The 15,181-nt window shown below is 61.2% G+C and carries 12 protein-coding genes; 6 read left to right on the forward strand and 6 right to left on the reverse strand.

The genetic code is table 11. From position 1 onward, the window contains the following. Positions 1-84: 84 nt before the first annotated feature. The 5 genes from BTE54_RS19735 to BTE54_RS19755 all read right to left on the reverse strand — a co-directional run bounded on the left by BTE54_RS19735 (position 85) and on the right by BTE54_RS19755 (position 6,759). Positions 85-612, reverse strand: a complete 528-nt coding sequence (locus tag BTE54_RS19735) for a DUF992 domain-containing protein (RefSeq protein WP_003522107.1) — start codon at positions 610-612, stop codon at positions 85-87. Positions 613-860: 248 nt separating this feature from the next. Beyond that, positions 861-1,670, reverse strand: coding sequence for an ATP-binding cassette domain-containing protein (locus tag BTE54_RS19740; protein WP_035263594.1), 810 nt, complete (start codon positions 1,668-1,670; stop codon positions 861-863). Between the two features lie 34 nt (positions 1,671-1,704). After that, positions 1,705-3,669, reverse strand: coding sequence for a Fe(3+)-hydroxamate ABC transporter permease FhuB (gene fhuB / locus BTE54_RS19745; RefSeq protein WP_078053679.1), 1,965 nt, complete (start codon positions 3,667-3,669; stop codon positions 1,705-1,707). Continuing rightward, the gene (locus tag BTE54_RS19750) at positions 3,666-4,568 is read right to left on the reverse strand and encodes an iron-siderophore ABC transporter substrate-binding protein (RefSeq protein ID WP_198939196.1); all 903 of its coding nucleotides are present in this window, start codon (positions 4,566-4,568) and stop codon (positions 3,666-3,668) included. The genes fhuB and BTE54_RS19750 overlap by 4 nt, the downstream gene beginning before the upstream one ends. 28 nt (positions 4,569-4,596) lie before the next feature. Then, a complete protein-coding gene (locus BTE54_RS19755; protein WP_198939197.1) occupies positions 4,597-6,759 on the reverse strand; it encodes a TonB-dependent siderophore receptor in 2,163 nt (720 codons plus the stop codon). A 158-nt stretch (positions 6,760-6,917) separates the two neighbouring features. Between BTE54_RS19755 and BTE54_RS19760 the strand changes: the two genes are divergently transcribed. The 5 genes from BTE54_RS19760 to BTE54_RS19780 all read left to right on the forward strand — a co-directional run bounded on the left by BTE54_RS19760 (position 6,918) and on the right by BTE54_RS19780 (position 12,270). Further along, positions 6,918-7,829 carry a LysR family transcriptional regulator gene (locus BTE54_RS19760; protein ID WP_078053680.1) on the forward strand — a complete coding sequence of 304 codons (912 nt, stop codon included), beginning with the start codon at positions 6,918-6,920 and terminating at the stop codon, positions 7,827-7,829. A gap of 243 nt (positions 7,830-8,072) precedes the next feature. After that, the gene (locus BTE54_RS19765) at positions 8,073-8,336 is read left to right on the forward strand and encodes a hypothetical protein (protein WP_078053681.1); all 264 of its coding nucleotides are present in this window, start codon (positions 8,073-8,075) and stop codon (positions 8,334-8,336) included. 187 nt (positions 8,337-8,523) lie between these two features. Beyond that, on the forward strand, positions 8,524-10,191 hold the full coding sequence (locus tag BTE54_RS19770) for a phosphoethanolamine--lipid A transferase (protein ID WP_078053682.1): 1,668 nt from the start codon (positions 8,524-8,526) through the stop codon (positions 10,189-10,191). Positions 10,192-10,256: 65 nt separating this feature from the next. Continuing rightward, positions 10,257-10,910 carry a response regulator transcription factor gene (locus BTE54_RS19775; protein WP_020010073.1) on the forward strand — a complete coding sequence of 218 codons (654 nt, stop codon included), beginning with the start codon at positions 10,257-10,259 and terminating at the stop codon, positions 10,908-10,910. A gap of 22 nt (positions 10,911-10,932) precedes the next feature. Continuing rightward, positions 10,933-12,270: a HAMP domain-containing sensor histidine kinase gene (locus BTE54_RS19780; RefSeq protein WP_078053683.1), complete on the forward strand. Its 1,338-nt coding sequence runs from the start codon at positions 10,933-10,935 to the stop codon at positions 12,268-12,270. 62 nt (positions 12,271-12,332) lie between these two features. Here BTE54_RS19780 and BTE54_RS19785 read toward each other — a convergent pair whose 3' ends face one another. After that, positions 12,333-13,637: an MFS transporter gene (locus BTE54_RS19785; RefSeq protein WP_198939200.1), complete on the reverse strand. Its 1,305-nt coding sequence runs from the start codon at positions 13,635-13,637 to the stop codon at positions 12,333-12,335. A gap of 211 nt (positions 13,638-13,848) precedes the next feature. Between BTE54_RS19785 and BTE54_RS19790 the strand changes: the two genes are divergently transcribed. Then, a complete protein-coding gene (locus BTE54_RS19790) occupies positions 13,849-14,961 on the forward strand; it encodes an RHE_PE00001 family protein (RefSeq protein ID WP_078053685.1) in 1,113 nt (370 codons plus the stop codon). The last annotated feature ends 220 nt before the right edge of the window (positions 14,962-15,181 follow it).

A 15,181-nucleotide genomic window follows, 5' to 3' on the forward strand; every position in this document is an offset into this window, starting at 1 on the left:
TACAACGCCCTCTCCGTCTGACAACGAAGAGGGCGTATTTTGACATGCGACAGAATGCCCGGCCGGGGCCGGGCACTTTGCCGATCAGTTCATGGCCGTGAGCGTCACGGAGGTGCCGGTGGCGGCGAGGTTGAGACCAACCTGACCCGTCACGCTGACCGTCTGCAGCTGGATGGAGCCGGACGTGCCGCCAACGAGAACGTTGGTGCCGACACCAAGACCGACGGTGACTTCAGCCGTTGCGCCCTGATAAAGGCCGCCGAGCGAACCGCGGTGGTAACCGGCGGTCGGGGCGAAAACGGCCCAGACCAGACGGCCCTGCGTGGTGAAGCCGAGGTCGACACCCATCTTGCGGATGGCGCCGGTGTAATGGTCGGTGCGACGGGCGCCCATGGTGGACTGGAAGGTGCAATCCAGTTCCTTGGCCGAGCCGAGAACGTAACCGACGCCGCCGCCGATATCGCAGGTGAGGTAACCGATCTTGACGCCGTTGCGATCGTCCTGCTCCTGCGGAGCCGGCTCATATCTTGCAAGGTCGGCAGCGAGGGCGGATGCGGTTCCGCCGAGGCCCATCGTCAATGCGGCAAAAGTTACGGCAACAGCCTTTTTCATCTGATTTTCTCCTGTTTTATTCCTACCCGCAGCAGCCCTTCTTGCCCTCTCCGGATATTGAATTCCGCACTGTTAACGTTTGTTCCCTGAAATCGATCCAAAACAACTTAATTGGAGGCGATGAAAGCGGAACGGTTAACAATGTCTGATGGCGGTAGGATGCCATTAAGACATTGTTAGGGCGGGAAATACGTGGGGAATCGCCATCAACAGCCAGTGTTGCCGGCCGTTGTTTTGCTGCAACAACCTCAAAGCGGCAGGGCGACGGGAAAGCCGGTGGCGGCATGGGTCATGACATCCATGCGGACGCCATAGATGCGCTGCAGCGTCTCCGGCGTCATGATCTCCTGCGGCGTTCCCCGGGCGATAAGCTGGCCGGAATGAAGCGCGACGATCTCATCGCAGAAGCGCGCCGCCATGTTGACGTCGTGCAGCACGACGATGACGCCGAGCCCCTTTTCGCGCGACAGTCTCTGCACCAGCGAAAGCACTTCGATCTGGTGCGCCATGTCGAGTGCGGAGATGGGTTCATCGAGAAGCAGGCTTTCGGCGTTCTGGGCCACCAGCATGGCAAGCCACACGCGCTGGCGCTCGCCGCCTGAAAGCGTATCCACCAGCCGGTCGCGGAAGGCGACGGTGTCGGTGAGTTCGATGGCTTCGTCCACCTTCTCCTGATCCGCTTTGGTGAACTGCCCAAGCGCGCCGTGCCAGGGATAACGGCCAAGCGCCACCAGTTCCTTGGCCAGCATGCCGGAGGCGGCCGGCGTATATTGCGGCAGATAGGCGAGCTTTCGCGCAAATTCACGATTGCCCCATGCGCCGAGCGCCTTACCTTCGAATGAGACCCTGCCCGCCGTCGGCTCCTGAATCCGCGCGAGAATCTTGAGCAACGTGGATTTTCCCGAACCGTTATGACCGATCAGGCCGATGGTCTTGCCGGTCGCAAAACTGGCCGTCAGCGGCTGCAGCAATGTCCTGCCCGGCACTTCCATGGTCACGCCGTCGAGAGAAAAAAGCGGAATATCGTCATAATCGACGGCAAGTGCTGCCTGACCCATGGTTCTCATCTCCGTACGTCGTTCAAAAAAATCATCATCGCCTGCCTGAAAGCCAGATCAGATAGGGCGCGCCGGCAAGCGCCGCAAAAAGCCCGAGCGGCAGTTCGTAAGGAAAGGTGACTGTCCGTGCGCCAAGATCGGAAAGCGCCATCAGCACCGCGCCGAACAGGAAGGAGGCGAAGAGATGGTCGCGCGGCGTAGTGAAACCGGCGCGAAGTGCAATATGCGGCGCCATCAATCCGACGAAACTCAAGGGACCGACAAGCAGCGAGGCAGCCCCGGTGGCAATGCCCGCCACCGCGATGACGGCGACGCGCGCCGCACCGAGCGGCAGACCGAGGGAGAGCGGCACATCGCGTCCGAGCGGCAGGATCGTCAGCCAGCGCGTGACCGATAGCGCGCCCGCCAGCAGCACGATGGAAAGAATGGCGAGAAAAATCGCCGAAGCCGGCGTCGCCGTCGAACCCGAGCCGCTGAGCCAGGCGAGGATCTGCCATGCCCGCTGGTCGCCAATGGCAAGCAGCGCCGAGAGAACGGCCGAGCAGAGCGAACTGATGGCAATGCCCGCGAGCAGGATTTTTTCCGGCGCCAGGTGCCGGCGCATGGAAAACAGCAGGACGAGGATCATGACGGCCGCAGAGCCGATGCCTGCGCCGCAAAACAGTTCGAAAAGACCGGCGGCCGGAAAAATCGTGATGGCGGCGGCAAAACCGAGGCCGGCACCGCCGCTGACGCCGATCACCTCCGGGCTTGCCATGGGATTGCCGGTAAGCCGCTGGAGAAGCGCGCCCGCCATAGCCAGAAGTCCGCCTGCTGCAACGGCCGCCACCAGCCGCGGCCAGCGGAACGGCAGCAGGCTTTGCAGATCGTCAGCCTTCAGCACCGTCCAGCCATCGGGCCCCTTGCCGATGGCAAGCGCTGCAAAAACCAGCCCCGCCATGACGGCCAGCACCGGCAGCAGGGCCGTAAGCCGGCGTCTTGTCGCCAGCTCGACGCCTTCACCGCGATGCACATCGGTCGGCCGGATTTTCGGCAGCAGCCACAGAAGCAGCGGGCCGCCGATCAGGGCCGTTACCGCGCCAGTCGGAAAAACTTCGGCGGTCGTGCTTGCCAGAAGCTGCACGAGACCGTCGCAGAACCACAACAGCAGACCGCCCAGAAGCGGGGAAACCAGGAGCACCGAAGACGAACGCCGCACACCGAGCGCCCGGGTGAGCGCAGGTGCTGCAAGGCCGATGAAGCTGACGAGGCCGACCGCCGAAGCAACAAAGGCGGCCAGCATGACCGCGACGGCGGCGACCGCCAGCCTGATCGAAAACAGCGAGACGCCAAGCGATCGCGCACCGGCATCGCCGAGACCGAGGACCGTCAGCGGCTTCATCAGCAGGCCGGTCAGAACGAGCCCGGCAACAAGCTGAAACGCGAGGGACAAGGCGTTCGACCAGTCCTGCTGGCTGAGCGAGCCGCCGTTCCAGACGACCAGCGACATCAGATATTCGCCCTGTGCCAGCGTCAGCGCGGCGGAAACGGACGCGGCGGTGATGCCGACCAGCAGCCCCGACACCACCATGGTCACCGGCTCGAAGGAGCGTCGCCAGCCGAGAAGAAACACGATGCCGGCCGCACCGGCCGCGCCGGCAAGCGCCACCAAAGCGCGGTTGCCATCCAGCATCCACGGAAAGAACAGGGTTGCGACGACGATGGCCAGTTGCGCGCCGGCCGAGATGCCGAGCGTCGAAGGATCGGCAATCGGATTGCGCAGCAATTGCTGGAACAACGCGCCCGACAGGCCGAGCATCGCCCCCGCCAGAATGGCGACCGCCACGCGCGGCATCAGGCTGAAGGCGAAAATCACCTGATCCATCGACATGGTGGCAGCATCGAACGGCAGGCCGGGCCATGCACCGAAAGGCAGCCGCAACAGCCCGGCATGCAGGGAAAGCCCGCAGGCCAGAACGAACAGCAGCCCGAAGAAAAACTGAAGAGGCCGCGCCGTCACAGGGCTTCTCCCTGCGCCGAGAGCGCTTCGGTCAAAAGCCGCGCAAAGCGCATGCCGGCGGTGATGCCGCCATAGGGGCCGACATTGCCGAGCGTGACCACCCGGTTTTCCCGCACGGCGGGCAGCGCACGCCATATGGCGCTGCTGCGCAGGGTTTCCCGCGCCTCGACCGGAATATCGGAGACGATGACGATGCGGGCATCGGGCGAAGCGGCGAGGTTTTCAAGCGGCACCGGGGCCGCGAAGGTGAATTGCGAACGATCCACCCAGGCATTGGCGAGTCCCAGCCGGCCAAGAACATCCCCGAACATGCTATCCGCACCGAAAGCGCGAAAATGCCGGGCGTCGCCGATATTGATCACATAGGTCGGCCGCGCCGCAAAACCGGCAAGGCGGGTCCGCATGGCTTGCAGCGTCGCTTCCGTTTCGCCCAGAACCCTGCGCGCCTCATCGGCCCTGCCAAGCTTTTCGCCAAGGGCGGAGACCGCCGCCAGCGCCTTTGCGAAAGGCGGCTCGCCCTTCACGTAAAAGGGCAGCGAGAAGACCGGGGCAATCGCTTCCAGCCTGCCGGTATAGCGGGTGTAGAAGGGCGAAATCAGAATGAGATCGGGCCGGGTCAGTTGCAGAAGCTCGAAATTCGGCGCGCCGCGCAGGCCGAGATCGGCGACGGTTGCAGGGATTTCCGGCTCGACCGCGTCCGCCCGAAACTGGATGAGCTCGGTCGCCGCCACCGGCATGACGCCGAGCGCAACGGCGGTTTCCAGCATGGCCCAGTCGATGGCGGCGAGGCGTGGCGTGACCGCCGCGCGCGCCTTGCCAGCAAGAGCCGAAGCAGCGAGCAGGCCTAAAAATTCCCGCCGCCCCCAAAGGGGGGACATCCATCGATCCTTGCGCGTCATGCCCCTGCTGCTTCACTTTGATATGGCATCACCAACGATAGGTCAGCTTGCCCATAACCGTTCTTCCGTCACCGTAATAGCATCCGAAAGTGGAGCAACTAGAAATATATTCTTTATCAGTCAAGTTTTGTACCAGAAGCGAGGCGCGGTAGCCGTTCTTCTCGTAGTGCACGCCGAGATCGAGCAGGGCGAGGCCCTTCATCTCGAAGGTATTGGCGGCATCACCATAGCGTTTTCCGACATAACGCACACCGCCGCCGATGCCGAAACCCTCAAGGACGGTATCTTCCGGGAAAGTGTAATCCAGCCAGAGGCTTGCGGCGTGCCGCGGCGTGCTGTCCAGCTCCTTGCCGTTATTCACGCGGCCGGAGACCTCGCTGTCCATGTAGGTATAGGCCGCGCGCAGGTCGAGCCCGTCGGCAAGGCTTGCGACGCCTTCAAGCTCGAGGCCTTTCACATGCGCCTCGTCCATCTGCTGCGTCACGCCGCCCACCGTCGTCGTAACGTTTTTCTGTGTCAGATCGTAGATCGCGGCGGAGAAGAAACCGTCGAAACCCTCGGGCTGGTATTTGACGCCCGCCTCCCATTGTTCGCCGGTGGTCGGTTTCGGCGCATCGCCGACAGCCGGCTGCGGCACCGGTTCGAAGGAGGTCGCGTAACTGACATAAGGCGCGATGCCGCCATCGAACAGATAGCTGACGCCGACGCGGCCGGTCAGCTTGTGATCGTCCTTATCGAGCGAACGGTAGGTGGTGCCGTTGAAGGTCGTGCCGCTGGTGCTTGCCCAGTCCTGCCGCAGGCCGGCGGTAACGCGCCAGTTCTCAAAAGCCATCTCGTCCTGCGCATAAAGGCCGATCTGGGAAATATCCGTCTTCACATCGGCATAAAGCGTGCGCGAGGTGAGGCTGATCGGTCCGCCATAGACCGGATTGACGGGATTGAGCGGCGTCGCGGCCCAGAATTCGGTTTTGACGTTATTGTCGAAATAACGGTAGTCCAGCCCGACAAGCAGGGTGTGGTCGATTGGCCCCGTGGAGAACTCCGCCTGCAGGCTGTTGTCGATATTGAATGTGTTCAGCAGCTCGTCCTGGAACGTCGCATTGCGGCGGATGAGATTGCCGATCATGCCGCCGCTGGTCGAGGACATGCCGAGCGCGCGGTAGGACCAGTCGAAATTGGAATAACGCGCATTCTGCCGGAAGGTGAAGGTCTCGTCGAAACGGTGCTCGAATTCATAACCGATATTGGTGAATTTGCGGTTCGACGTATCGAAGGACGGATCGCCGACATAAAAGCTGCGATCCAGCATATTGCCGGGTCTGAGATAGGTCAGCGCCGGCGGCAGGCCGGAGGGCGAACTCGGATTGTCGTGCTGATAGGAGGCAAGAACCGTCAGCTTCGTATCCTCGTCCGGCTGCCAGGTCAGCGCCGGTGCGATGAAATAACGGTCGTTCTGCAAGTTGTCCGTCTGGGCATGGGCGTTGCGCGCAAGGCCTGTCAGGCGATAGGCGAAACTGTCGCTATCCGCCACCGGGCCACCAACATCGAACATCGACTGGTAATAGTCGAAGCTGCCGATCTGCACACCGACTTCGCCGAACCGTTCGAAGGTCGGCCGCTTGCTGATGAGATTGATAAGGCCGCCGGGATTGCCCTGACCGAAAAGAACGGAAGCAGGCCCGCGAATGACTTCCACGCGCTCCAGACCGTAAACCTCATAGGAAGGCGCACCGGCGGTACGCATCAGCCGCAGACCGTTCAGGAACTGCAACTGGTTTCCCTGGAACCCGCGAATGCGCGGCGCATCGAAACGCGGATCCGCCCCAAACGGCTGCGCGACGACACCCGGAACATAGTTCAGCGCCTCGCTGAGATTGCGGACGTTCTGAGCATCCATCTGGTCCTTGGTGATGACGGATACGGATTGCGGCGTCTCGATCAGGGATCGCCCCGTCTTGGTGGCGCTGGCGCTGGTTTTCGCCACATAGCCTTTCACCGGCGCCTTGGGATCCTGATTTTTGGCGCCCTCCACGGTGATGGTCTGCAGCACCGTCGTACCGGCCTCCTGCGCAAGGGCGGAAGCCGAGGCCAAAAACGCCACATAAGCGATGACGGCGCAACCGCCAGCCAGAATGGAAATGTGTTTGGTTTTTCCCTGCACCCCAAGACCCTTCGTCACCTGCGCCACCATAAGGCGGTATTTTTCTGGAGAATTTAAGTCATCTTATTACGCAAGGGACGGATTGCGATCCAATAAGCGCAGCCGGTTTTTTTCAGAACTATTGATTATGAAAACTCGCGGCGATAATAGCTTGGAATTATTCAAATCTGCCGGGAAAGGCCGTGACGATGGGCAGGAAACCGGCAAGCCGGGCAGAAACATTCGAATTGCGTCACCTGCGCTATTTCACCACGCTGGTGGATGAGCGCAATTTCGAGCGCGCCGCCGCCCGCCTCGGTATCGCCCAGCCGGGCTTGAGCCAGCAGATCATGGCGCTCGAACAGATTGTCGGCATGCCGCTTCTCGACCGAACGCGCCGCTCGGTGAAGTTGACCACGCCCGGACAGCTTCTCTACGAGGACGCCCGGAAGATCCTCGCCAATGCCGAGGCGACGCTTGCGGCGCTCAAACGTGTCGACCGCGGCGAAACCGGGCGCATTTCCATCGGTTATGTCGCCTCGGCCGCCTATTCCGGCCTGATGATCCGGTCCATCGCCAGTTTCCGCGCCTCCCATCCCGATGTGGAGCTGCAATTGATCGAGATGGAGATGCGGCTGCAACTGGCCAAGATTGCCGACGGCAATCTGGACTTCGCCTTCATCCGCCCGCCCGCGCCTGTTCCGGAAGGTGTGACAACCCATGTGGTGCTGCGCGAACCGTTGATGGCCGCACTTCCTGAAAACCATCCCCTGGCGTTTGCGCTGCAGCTCGATTTGAAAAACCTTGCCGGCGAGACCTTCATTACCCCGCGGCAACCGCCGGATGTCGGCTTTCACTACAATACGATAGAAGCCTGCAATGAAGCCGGGTTCCAGCCGGCGATCAGCCCGGAAGGCAGGGACTACACCACGATTACCAGCATGGTGGCCATCGGCCTCGGCGTCGCGCTGGTGCCGCGCTCGCTTAATTGCCTGAGGTTGCCCGGCGTGCGCTATGTGCCGCTTGCGGCCAGTTCCACGACCTCGGACCTCGCTATCGCCCATCGGAAAACGGAAGCGTCTCCTGCCGTCAGGGCCTTCATTCTCCATATGCGCAATTGAAGCGGCAGCACCCGCCCGCCTATCGGTCCCGTGGACGAAAAATCCGTCATTACCCGTTTGCGCCGCATCGGCGGCAACAGGCGGGAGCGGCGTAACCGCATGGGATCGCGAAAGGAATGACGCTCTTGCGGGCAGGCCGAACACGAGGCCGAAATTCTGCCCGGATATTTCCTGTCCCCGCTTTTCCCCGCAGCCGCAGCGCACCCCATAATCGCGGCAGATTTTAATTTACGGGAGACAGCAATGGCTGAGACTTACGAACACCACGCCGCCGGCCTCGAATCTCCGGCATCCCACGCTTTCGATGTGGTTCCGGACGATACGAACCCGCTTCCTTCCCCCACCCGCGCCATCTATGTGGGCAATGGCGGCCATCTCTGCCTGACCCTGCTTTCCGGGGCGACGGTGACCTTCCAGAACCTGCCCGCAGGCAGCCTGCTGCCGGTCAGGGCCACGCGCATATTCGCAACGCGCACCACCGCCACAGGCATCGTGGGCCTCAATTAAGGCCTCTATCGTCTCGACGATCCGAAACACCCCTGCCAAACGGCCATCACGGAGTGTGACACTTCCATGACAAGCTTTCAGGTTGATGTCAGCAAAATGACGCATCCGCCATTGATCGGCCCATGCGGCAGCCTGGATGACGGCGTTTTCGCCTCGTCTGCGTTGCCGCCGGCCTATTGGAAATCTGGTGGATCTGACAGTGGCTCTTTTTACCGCGAAAGCGACGGGAACAGTAACATATCGTCCGGAAATCGGCAGCGTGCCGCTCAGCCTGCTGACGGCGGCCTATCTGCTGTTTTTCACGAACCGGACATTCTGGTCGAAGGTTCACACCTATCTTTCCGCCTATCCGGTTGCCATCGTCGCGCTTTATGCCGCCATGGCCGCCCTGCTCGGCGCCATGATCATCATTTTTTCCGCCAAATATCTCATCAAGCCGTTTTTGATCTTCCTGGTCTTCGCGGCGGCCGCCGCTTCCTGGTTCATGGATCGCTACGGCATCGTCATCGACAGCGACATGATCCGCAACGCCATGGAGACGACGCAGGCGGAAGCCGGCAATCTGATCACGCCCGGCTTTCTCTGGCACATGGCGATTTACGGACTGGTGCCGTCCCTCCTCATCACCGCCGTGCGTGTGCGCCACCGCCCAATCCTCGACAAGCTTTTGTGGAACACGACCAGCATCCTGATCTGTCTTTCCATCGCCGGCATCATCAGCTTCGCCAATTCCAAGACCTTCACCACCGCCGTGCGCCAGCACAAGGATATCGTCAAAAGCGTCAATCCCCTGTCGCCAATCATGTCGGCCATTCATTATTTCACGCTGGCGGGCAAGGAAGTCGATATTCAGGTCAGCCCGGTCGGCGGGGATGCGAAGGTCCTGCCTTCATTGGGCGGCGTCCGCAAACCCCGTATCACCGTCATCGTGGCGGGCGAGACGGCGCGGGCCGCGAACTTTTCCCTGAATGGCTATGGGCGCGATACCAATCCCGAGCTTACAAAACGCGGTGTGGTCTATTTTCCGAACACGACCAGCTGCGGCACCGCGACGGCGATTTCCATTCCCTGCATGTTCTCGAAGTTCCCGCGTTCGGAATATAGCCACAAAAAGGCGCTCGCCAATGAAAACGTCATGGATGTTCTCGTCCATGCCGGGGTCAGCGCGACATGGCTGGACAACAATACCGGCAGCAAGAACGTGGCCGACCGCATCCCCTATTTCGACCTGCCCTCCACCAATGACAGCCGCTTCTGCACCGGCGGGGAATGCCGCGACGATATCTTCTTCGACAAGCTCGACTCCTGGCTCAACAACGTCACCAGAGACAGCGTCATCGTGCTGCACCAGATGGGCAGCCACGGGCCGACCTATTATCTGCGCTATACCGACGAATTCCGCAAATTTACCCCGGATTGCCGCACGGCCGAGCTTGGCAACTGCTCCGACGCGGAGATCGTCAACTCCTACGACAACACGCTTCTTTATACCGACCATTTCCTCTCGACCGTGATCGACAAGCTGAAGGCCCGTTCCGACAGGCTGGCGACGGGCATGATCTATGCGTCTGACCACGGCGAGTCGCTTGGCGAAAACGGCGTCTACCTGCATGGCGCGCCGTATCTTCTGGCGCCCGACCAGCAGACCCATGTGCCGTTTCTCGTCTGGTTCGACGATGACTTTGCGAAATCCATGGGGCTCAACAAAGCCTGCCTCACAAAAACCGCAGCGGAGGGCGGGCGCTCGCACGACAATTATTTCCACAGCATCCTTGGCATGATGAATGTCTCCACTTCGGTCTACGATCCCTCGCTCGATGTATTCGGCGGCTGCACCCAGCGGCAGAACAGCTGAAACACCGTGCTTGACGCTTATCCGGAGAAAGAGATACGCAGGACGAAGCGATAGAGGGAGCTGTCTTGCGGGTTCTGCTTGTTGAAGACGATCATGTGCTGGGCGAGGCGCTGCGGGACCATGTCGCGGCGGCGGGTCATGCTGTCGACTGGTTCAAGACGCTCGGCGACGCCATGGCGGCGACGCTGACGATGGGTTACGGCCTCATCCTGCTCGACATGCGCCTGCCGGATGGCGAGGGCATCACCCTTCTGCAAAGCCTGCGCCAGCGCGATGACGCGACGCCGGTGATCATTCTGACGGCCCATGACCAGGTCTCCGACCGGATCGCCGGGCTGAACGCCGGTGCGGACGATTATCTGGTCAAACCTTTCGATCTCAACGAGCTTTCGGCCCGCATGCTGGCGGTTTCGCGCCGTTACGAAGGGCGTTCCGCTCCCGTCATCCGCCTGCCCGGCATCGAGATCAACCAGGTGGCGCGCAACATCACGGTCGATGGAACGGCGCAGACGCTGAGCGCCCGGGAATGGGCCGTGCTGGAAAAACTCGTCGAACATCCCGGCGCGGTCGTCTCGAAAGCGCAATTGCACGACACGCTTTATGAATTCGGCGCGGAAATAGAAAGCAACACGGTCGAGGTCTATATCAGCCGGCTGCGCAAGAAAATCGGCCATGACCGCGTCGAAACCGTGCGCGGCGTCGGCTACACCATCCGATAGTCAGAATGACAAGCAGGCAGAAATGGCCAGACCGACCAGCATGACCCGCAAGCTCGTGACGGCGCTGACCAGCGTTGTTGCCATATCCTGGCTTCTCGCCTGCGGGCTGGGCGTCATGGTGATGCAGGATGAGTTCGCCGAAATTTTCGACGCCGGCGTTGAGGAAACCGCCGAAAGACTGCTGCCGTTATTGGTGGACGACCTGAGGGAAAACAACACCGCGCCTGCCGCGCAAAAGCTCAACCGGACGTCGGAACGGGCGGAATATCTGACCTATCAGGTCCGCGACCGGGAAGGACAGGTGGTGCTGCATTCGCATGACAGTTCGACGGAACCTTTCGAGGTCTCGCTCGAGCCCGGCTTTTCCGAAACCGCGACCCAGCGCATCTTTACGGTTGCGACACCGGACGGAAACTATTTCCTGCAGGTTGCCGATGCCTTCGCCAATCGCCGCGAGGCGATCGAAGAGGCAGGCACCGCGCTGCTGCTTCCCGTTCTCATCCTCATTCCCGCCAGCATTTTCGCCGTCATTGTCGTGGTGCGCAGAACGCTGCGACCGATACAGACCCTGCGCGACGACATCGGCAAAAAGGACGGCGGCAATCTCGCGCCGCTGCCGACGCAACCCTTTCCGGGCGAGCTCCATCCCATTGCCCGTTCGGTCAATCTGCTGCTCGGACGATTGCGATCGGCAATCGAGGCGGAACGGGAATTCACCGCCAACAGCGCCCATGAATTGCGCACGCCGATTGCCGGCGCGCTGGCGCAGGCGCAGCGGCTGCATGCCGACATACCGCCGGAACTTGCACCGCGCGTGGAAAACATCGAAAAATCCCTGCAGCATCTCGCACACCTGGCCGAAAAACTGCTTCAGATGTCGCGCGCGGAAGCGAGGATCGGGGTCACCGACACGGCAAACGATCTCATTCCCGTTCTCGAACTGGTTATCGATGACATGATGAGAACGGCCATCGGTTCATCCCGCATCCGCTTCACCAATCGCTGTGAAGGCGGCCTGTCCTGCAGGATCGGCGCGGATGCCTTTGGCATCATCATCCGTAACCTCCTCGAAAATGCGCTGATCCACAGCCCGGCGGAAAGCCCGGTGCAGGTCGTCGCCGAAGCGGACGGCACGATCCGCATCGTCAATTCCGGGGCGGCGATCGACGCGGCTCTCCTGCCCAAGCTGACGACGCGTTTTACCAGGGGCCAGACCACGGCGGACGGAACCGGGCTTGGCCTTGCCATCGTCAAGAGCCTGGTGGAGCAGGCCGGCGGAGAGCTGGTGCTTTCCTCGCCGGCGCCGGGCCGGCAGGACGGTTTTGAGGCCCGCATCGTCCTTCCCGCCGAAGCCGCCTGAATGCTAAAAAGAAAAAGCCCCATCGGAAGGACGGGGCTTTTTCCGGTCTGTATGGCGGTCGCTCAATCCTCGTGGATATGGCTGTGAGCCCGCGTATCGCGCATCTTCACATAAACCACCAGCGACAGGGCGATCATGATCGTCACATACCAGAAGAACCAGTTTTCGTGGCCGATCTGCTTGAACTTCAGGGCCACGAATTCCGCCGTTCCGCCGAATATGGTGTTCGCCAGCGCATAGGGCAGAGCCACGCCAAGCGCGCGGATATGGGCAGGGAACATTTCCGCCTTCACCACCGCATTGATGGAGGTATAGCCGGTGACGATCAACAGGCCGACCAGAACGAGGGCGAAAGCCATGATTGGATCGGTCGTCGTCGAAAGCATGCTGAAGATCGCATAGGTAAACAGCGTTCCGAGGATACCGAAGCCGACCATCAGCGGCTTGCGGCCGATCCTGTCGGACAGCGCACCCGCAATCGGCTGGCACAGCATGAAGACGAAGAGCGCCGCCGTGGTGATTTCCGTGGCGCTTTCCTTGCTGAAGCCGGAGGTGTTGACGAGGAATTTCTGCAGATAGGTCGTATAGGCATAAAAGGCGAGCGTGCCGCCGGAGGTGAGCGCCATGACCATCAGCGCTTCCCTTGGATAGTGCTTGAACAACGCCCATCCGCTGGACTTCGGCTTGTCGGCAGCGCCAGTCTTGGCATTTTCGAAGGACTGCGTCTCGACAAGGCCGCGGCGGATATAAAACACCGCAATCGCCAGAAGGCCGCCAATGAAGAAGGGAATGCGCCAGCCCCAGGAGCCGAGCTGTTCCGGCGTCAGAACCCGCTGCAGTACCAGAAGCACCGCCAGCGCCAGAAGCTGACCGGAAATAAGCGTCACATACTGGAAGCTGGAGAAGAAACCGCGGCGGTTCTTGCCGGCCATTTCGCTGAGATAGGTTGCGCTGGCGCCATATTCGCCGCCGACGCTGATGCCTTGCAGAAGCCTTGCGAAAACCAGAATGGCCGGCGCGGCAATGCCAATCGCCTCATGGCCGGGCGTAATCGCGATCAGCAGCGAGCCGAGACACATCAGCGTGACAGATAAGGTCAGGCCGGCCTTGCGGCCCTTGCGGTCGGCATAGGTGCCCATGAACCAGGCCCCGATGGGCCGCATCAGAAATCCGACGGCGAAAACGGCGGCTGCACTCAGAAGCTCGGCGGTCTGGTTTCCGGAAGGGAAAAACACCGGCGCGAAATAAAGGGTGAAGGCCGAATAAACGTACCAATCGTACCATTCGACGAGGTTGCCCGCCGATCCGCCGATAATGGATTTCAAACGGGTTTTCTGGTCCGGCGCGGTGGCGGGACCATTTGCCATAATATTCACGGGTAAACTCCAATTCATCTTCGTCTGGAGATGGAAGGGCGAACGGAAGGTGTGATAATTTGTCGCTCTCGGTGGGGGTATATACCCGTCATGTTGCAGTGCGCAAGTTTATACCGCATCGCAATATTGCCGAAAAACCAGCCAAACCCGCTCACCTGTGATCCGCCTTGTAAGCCGCCCGCGCTCAAACTAAAAAATATCAATGATTTACGATATATCGGACGTTCAGATTGAAAAGCTTCTCATTGCCGCCGCCCGTGCCGGCGAGGCGCTGGCGCGGCTGGACGAGCGGATCGACCGGTCACCGATGAAGCACGGCTTCATCGAAAGACAGGATTTCACCGATGCGATTTCCTCCATGTGGGTGGATGGCGAACTCGTTCACATGGAAGATCTGGTGCTGCATGACGCGCATATGGATGTGCGCGCGCCAACCCATGAAATGACGGCGGCGCACCGGATTCTCCGCTCGAGACGGCTGATCTTTTCCAGTCCCCCCGGCTGGGCCTTTACCGCGCCGGGCCTTTCAAGGCTACGCGGCAGGGCGGCACTTGCCCAAGCGCCAGAGCCTTCCAGACAAACGCTCGACCACGCCCGCGATGAAGACACCGACGCTGAGGAGGAGGAAACATCGCTGGATGGCGCTTTTTCCGAGCTCGATGCGCTTCTGGCGCGAAGCGCCGCAACGCTCGACGCGATCACCACCGGTAGCGCGCTTCCGCCAATGCACAGGGAGGAAAGCCATGCGATCATCAACGAACCCGACTGGGACGAGGATGAGCGGCTGAAAGAATGGTGGAACGTCTATGCGCGGACGGAGGAACTGCCGGCGATTCTTCGCACCGCCATCCTGCTCGACGCCTGGAACATGATCGAGGTGCTGCAACGCAGCCCCTGGCTCGGCCGGCTTCTGGCCTCCGCCTTTCTGCGCGACGGCGCCGTCACGCCCGATCACCTGCCGGCCCTCAGCGCCGGTCTCCGCGCGGTCCCGCGGGAGCGTCGGCACGCCCGAAACCAGACACAGCGGGTTCTCGCACTTCTCGACAGCTTTTACGAAGCGGCGCAGGTCGGCATGAAGGAACATGACCGGCTGGCCCATGCGCGTGAACGCATGATGCGCAAGCTGGCAGGCCGGCGTTCCTCCTCGCGCCTGCCGGAACTCGTGGAACTTGTCGTCTCCCGACCGGTGGTTTCCGCAGCGATGATCGTCAAGGAACTCGGCACCACACCGCAGGGCGCGATCGGGCTCGCCAACCAGCTGGAACTGCGGGAAGTGACCGGTCGCGGCCGGTTTCGCGCCTGGGGCATGCTGTAGCGAAAGCCGCTCCCGCCCCTCGCAAGAGCCCCGAAAAACGGCGGTATCGCGGCCTTTTTCCGGCAAAGACGTGCCGCACGAATGCAGCGATCACGAATCTTAACAAAATTTAACTATTGCGTAGGTCGATGAAGCCGCTATGTTCCTCGCTGCGTTGCAGCACCGATTTTCTTCTCCGGCAACGCGGTCGCATTCGGCCCCGGCAACTTTTCTTTGCCGC

Origin of the sequence: Agrobacterium sp. YIC 4121, assembly GCF_002008205.1 — a bacterium.
In the GTDB taxonomy this organism is placed as follows: Bacteria; Pseudomonadota; Alphaproteobacteria; order Rhizobiales; family Rhizobiaceae; genus Agrobacterium; species Agrobacterium leguminum.

What these genes read in the sequence shown, in the direction of transcription:
- BTE54_RS19765 (WP_078053681.1), top strand. Translation starts at nt 8,073, where the DNA reads ATGGCTGAGACTTACGAACACCACGCCGCCGGCCTCGAATCTCCGGCA.
- BTE54_RS19750 (WP_198939196.1), bottom strand. Translation starts at nt 4,568, where the DNA reads ATGACGCGCAAGGATCGATGGATGTCCCCCCTTTGGGGGCGGCGGGAA.
- BTE54_RS19755 (WP_198939197.1), bottom strand. Translation starts at nt 6,759, where the DNA reads ATGGTGGCGCAGGTGACGAAGGGTCTTGGGGTGCAGGGAAAAACCAAA.
- BTE54_RS19780 (WP_078053683.1), top strand. Translation starts at nt 10,933, where the DNA reads ATGGCCAGACCGACCAGCATGACCCGCAAGCTCGTGACGGCGCTGACC.
- BTE54_RS19735 (WP_003522107.1), bottom strand. Translation starts at nt 612, where the DNA reads ATGAAAAAGGCTGTTGCCGTAACTTTTGCCGCATTGACGATGGGCCTC.
- BTE54_RS19740 (WP_035263594.1), bottom strand. Translation starts at nt 1,670, where the DNA reads ATGGGTCAGGCAGCACTTGCCGTCGATTATGACGATATTCCGCTTTTT.
- BTE54_RS19785 (WP_198939200.1), bottom strand. Translation starts at nt 13,637, where the DNA reads ATGGCAAATGGTCCCGCCACCGCGCCGGACCAGAAAACCCGTTTGAAA.
- BTE54_RS19790 (WP_078053685.1), top strand. Translation starts at nt 13,849, where the DNA reads ATGATTTACGATATATCGGACGTTCAGATTGAAAAGCTTCTCATTGCC.
- BTE54_RS19760 (WP_078053680.1), top strand. Translation starts at nt 6,918, where the DNA reads ATGGGCAGGAAACCGGCAAGCCGGGCAGAAACATTCGAATTGCGTCAC.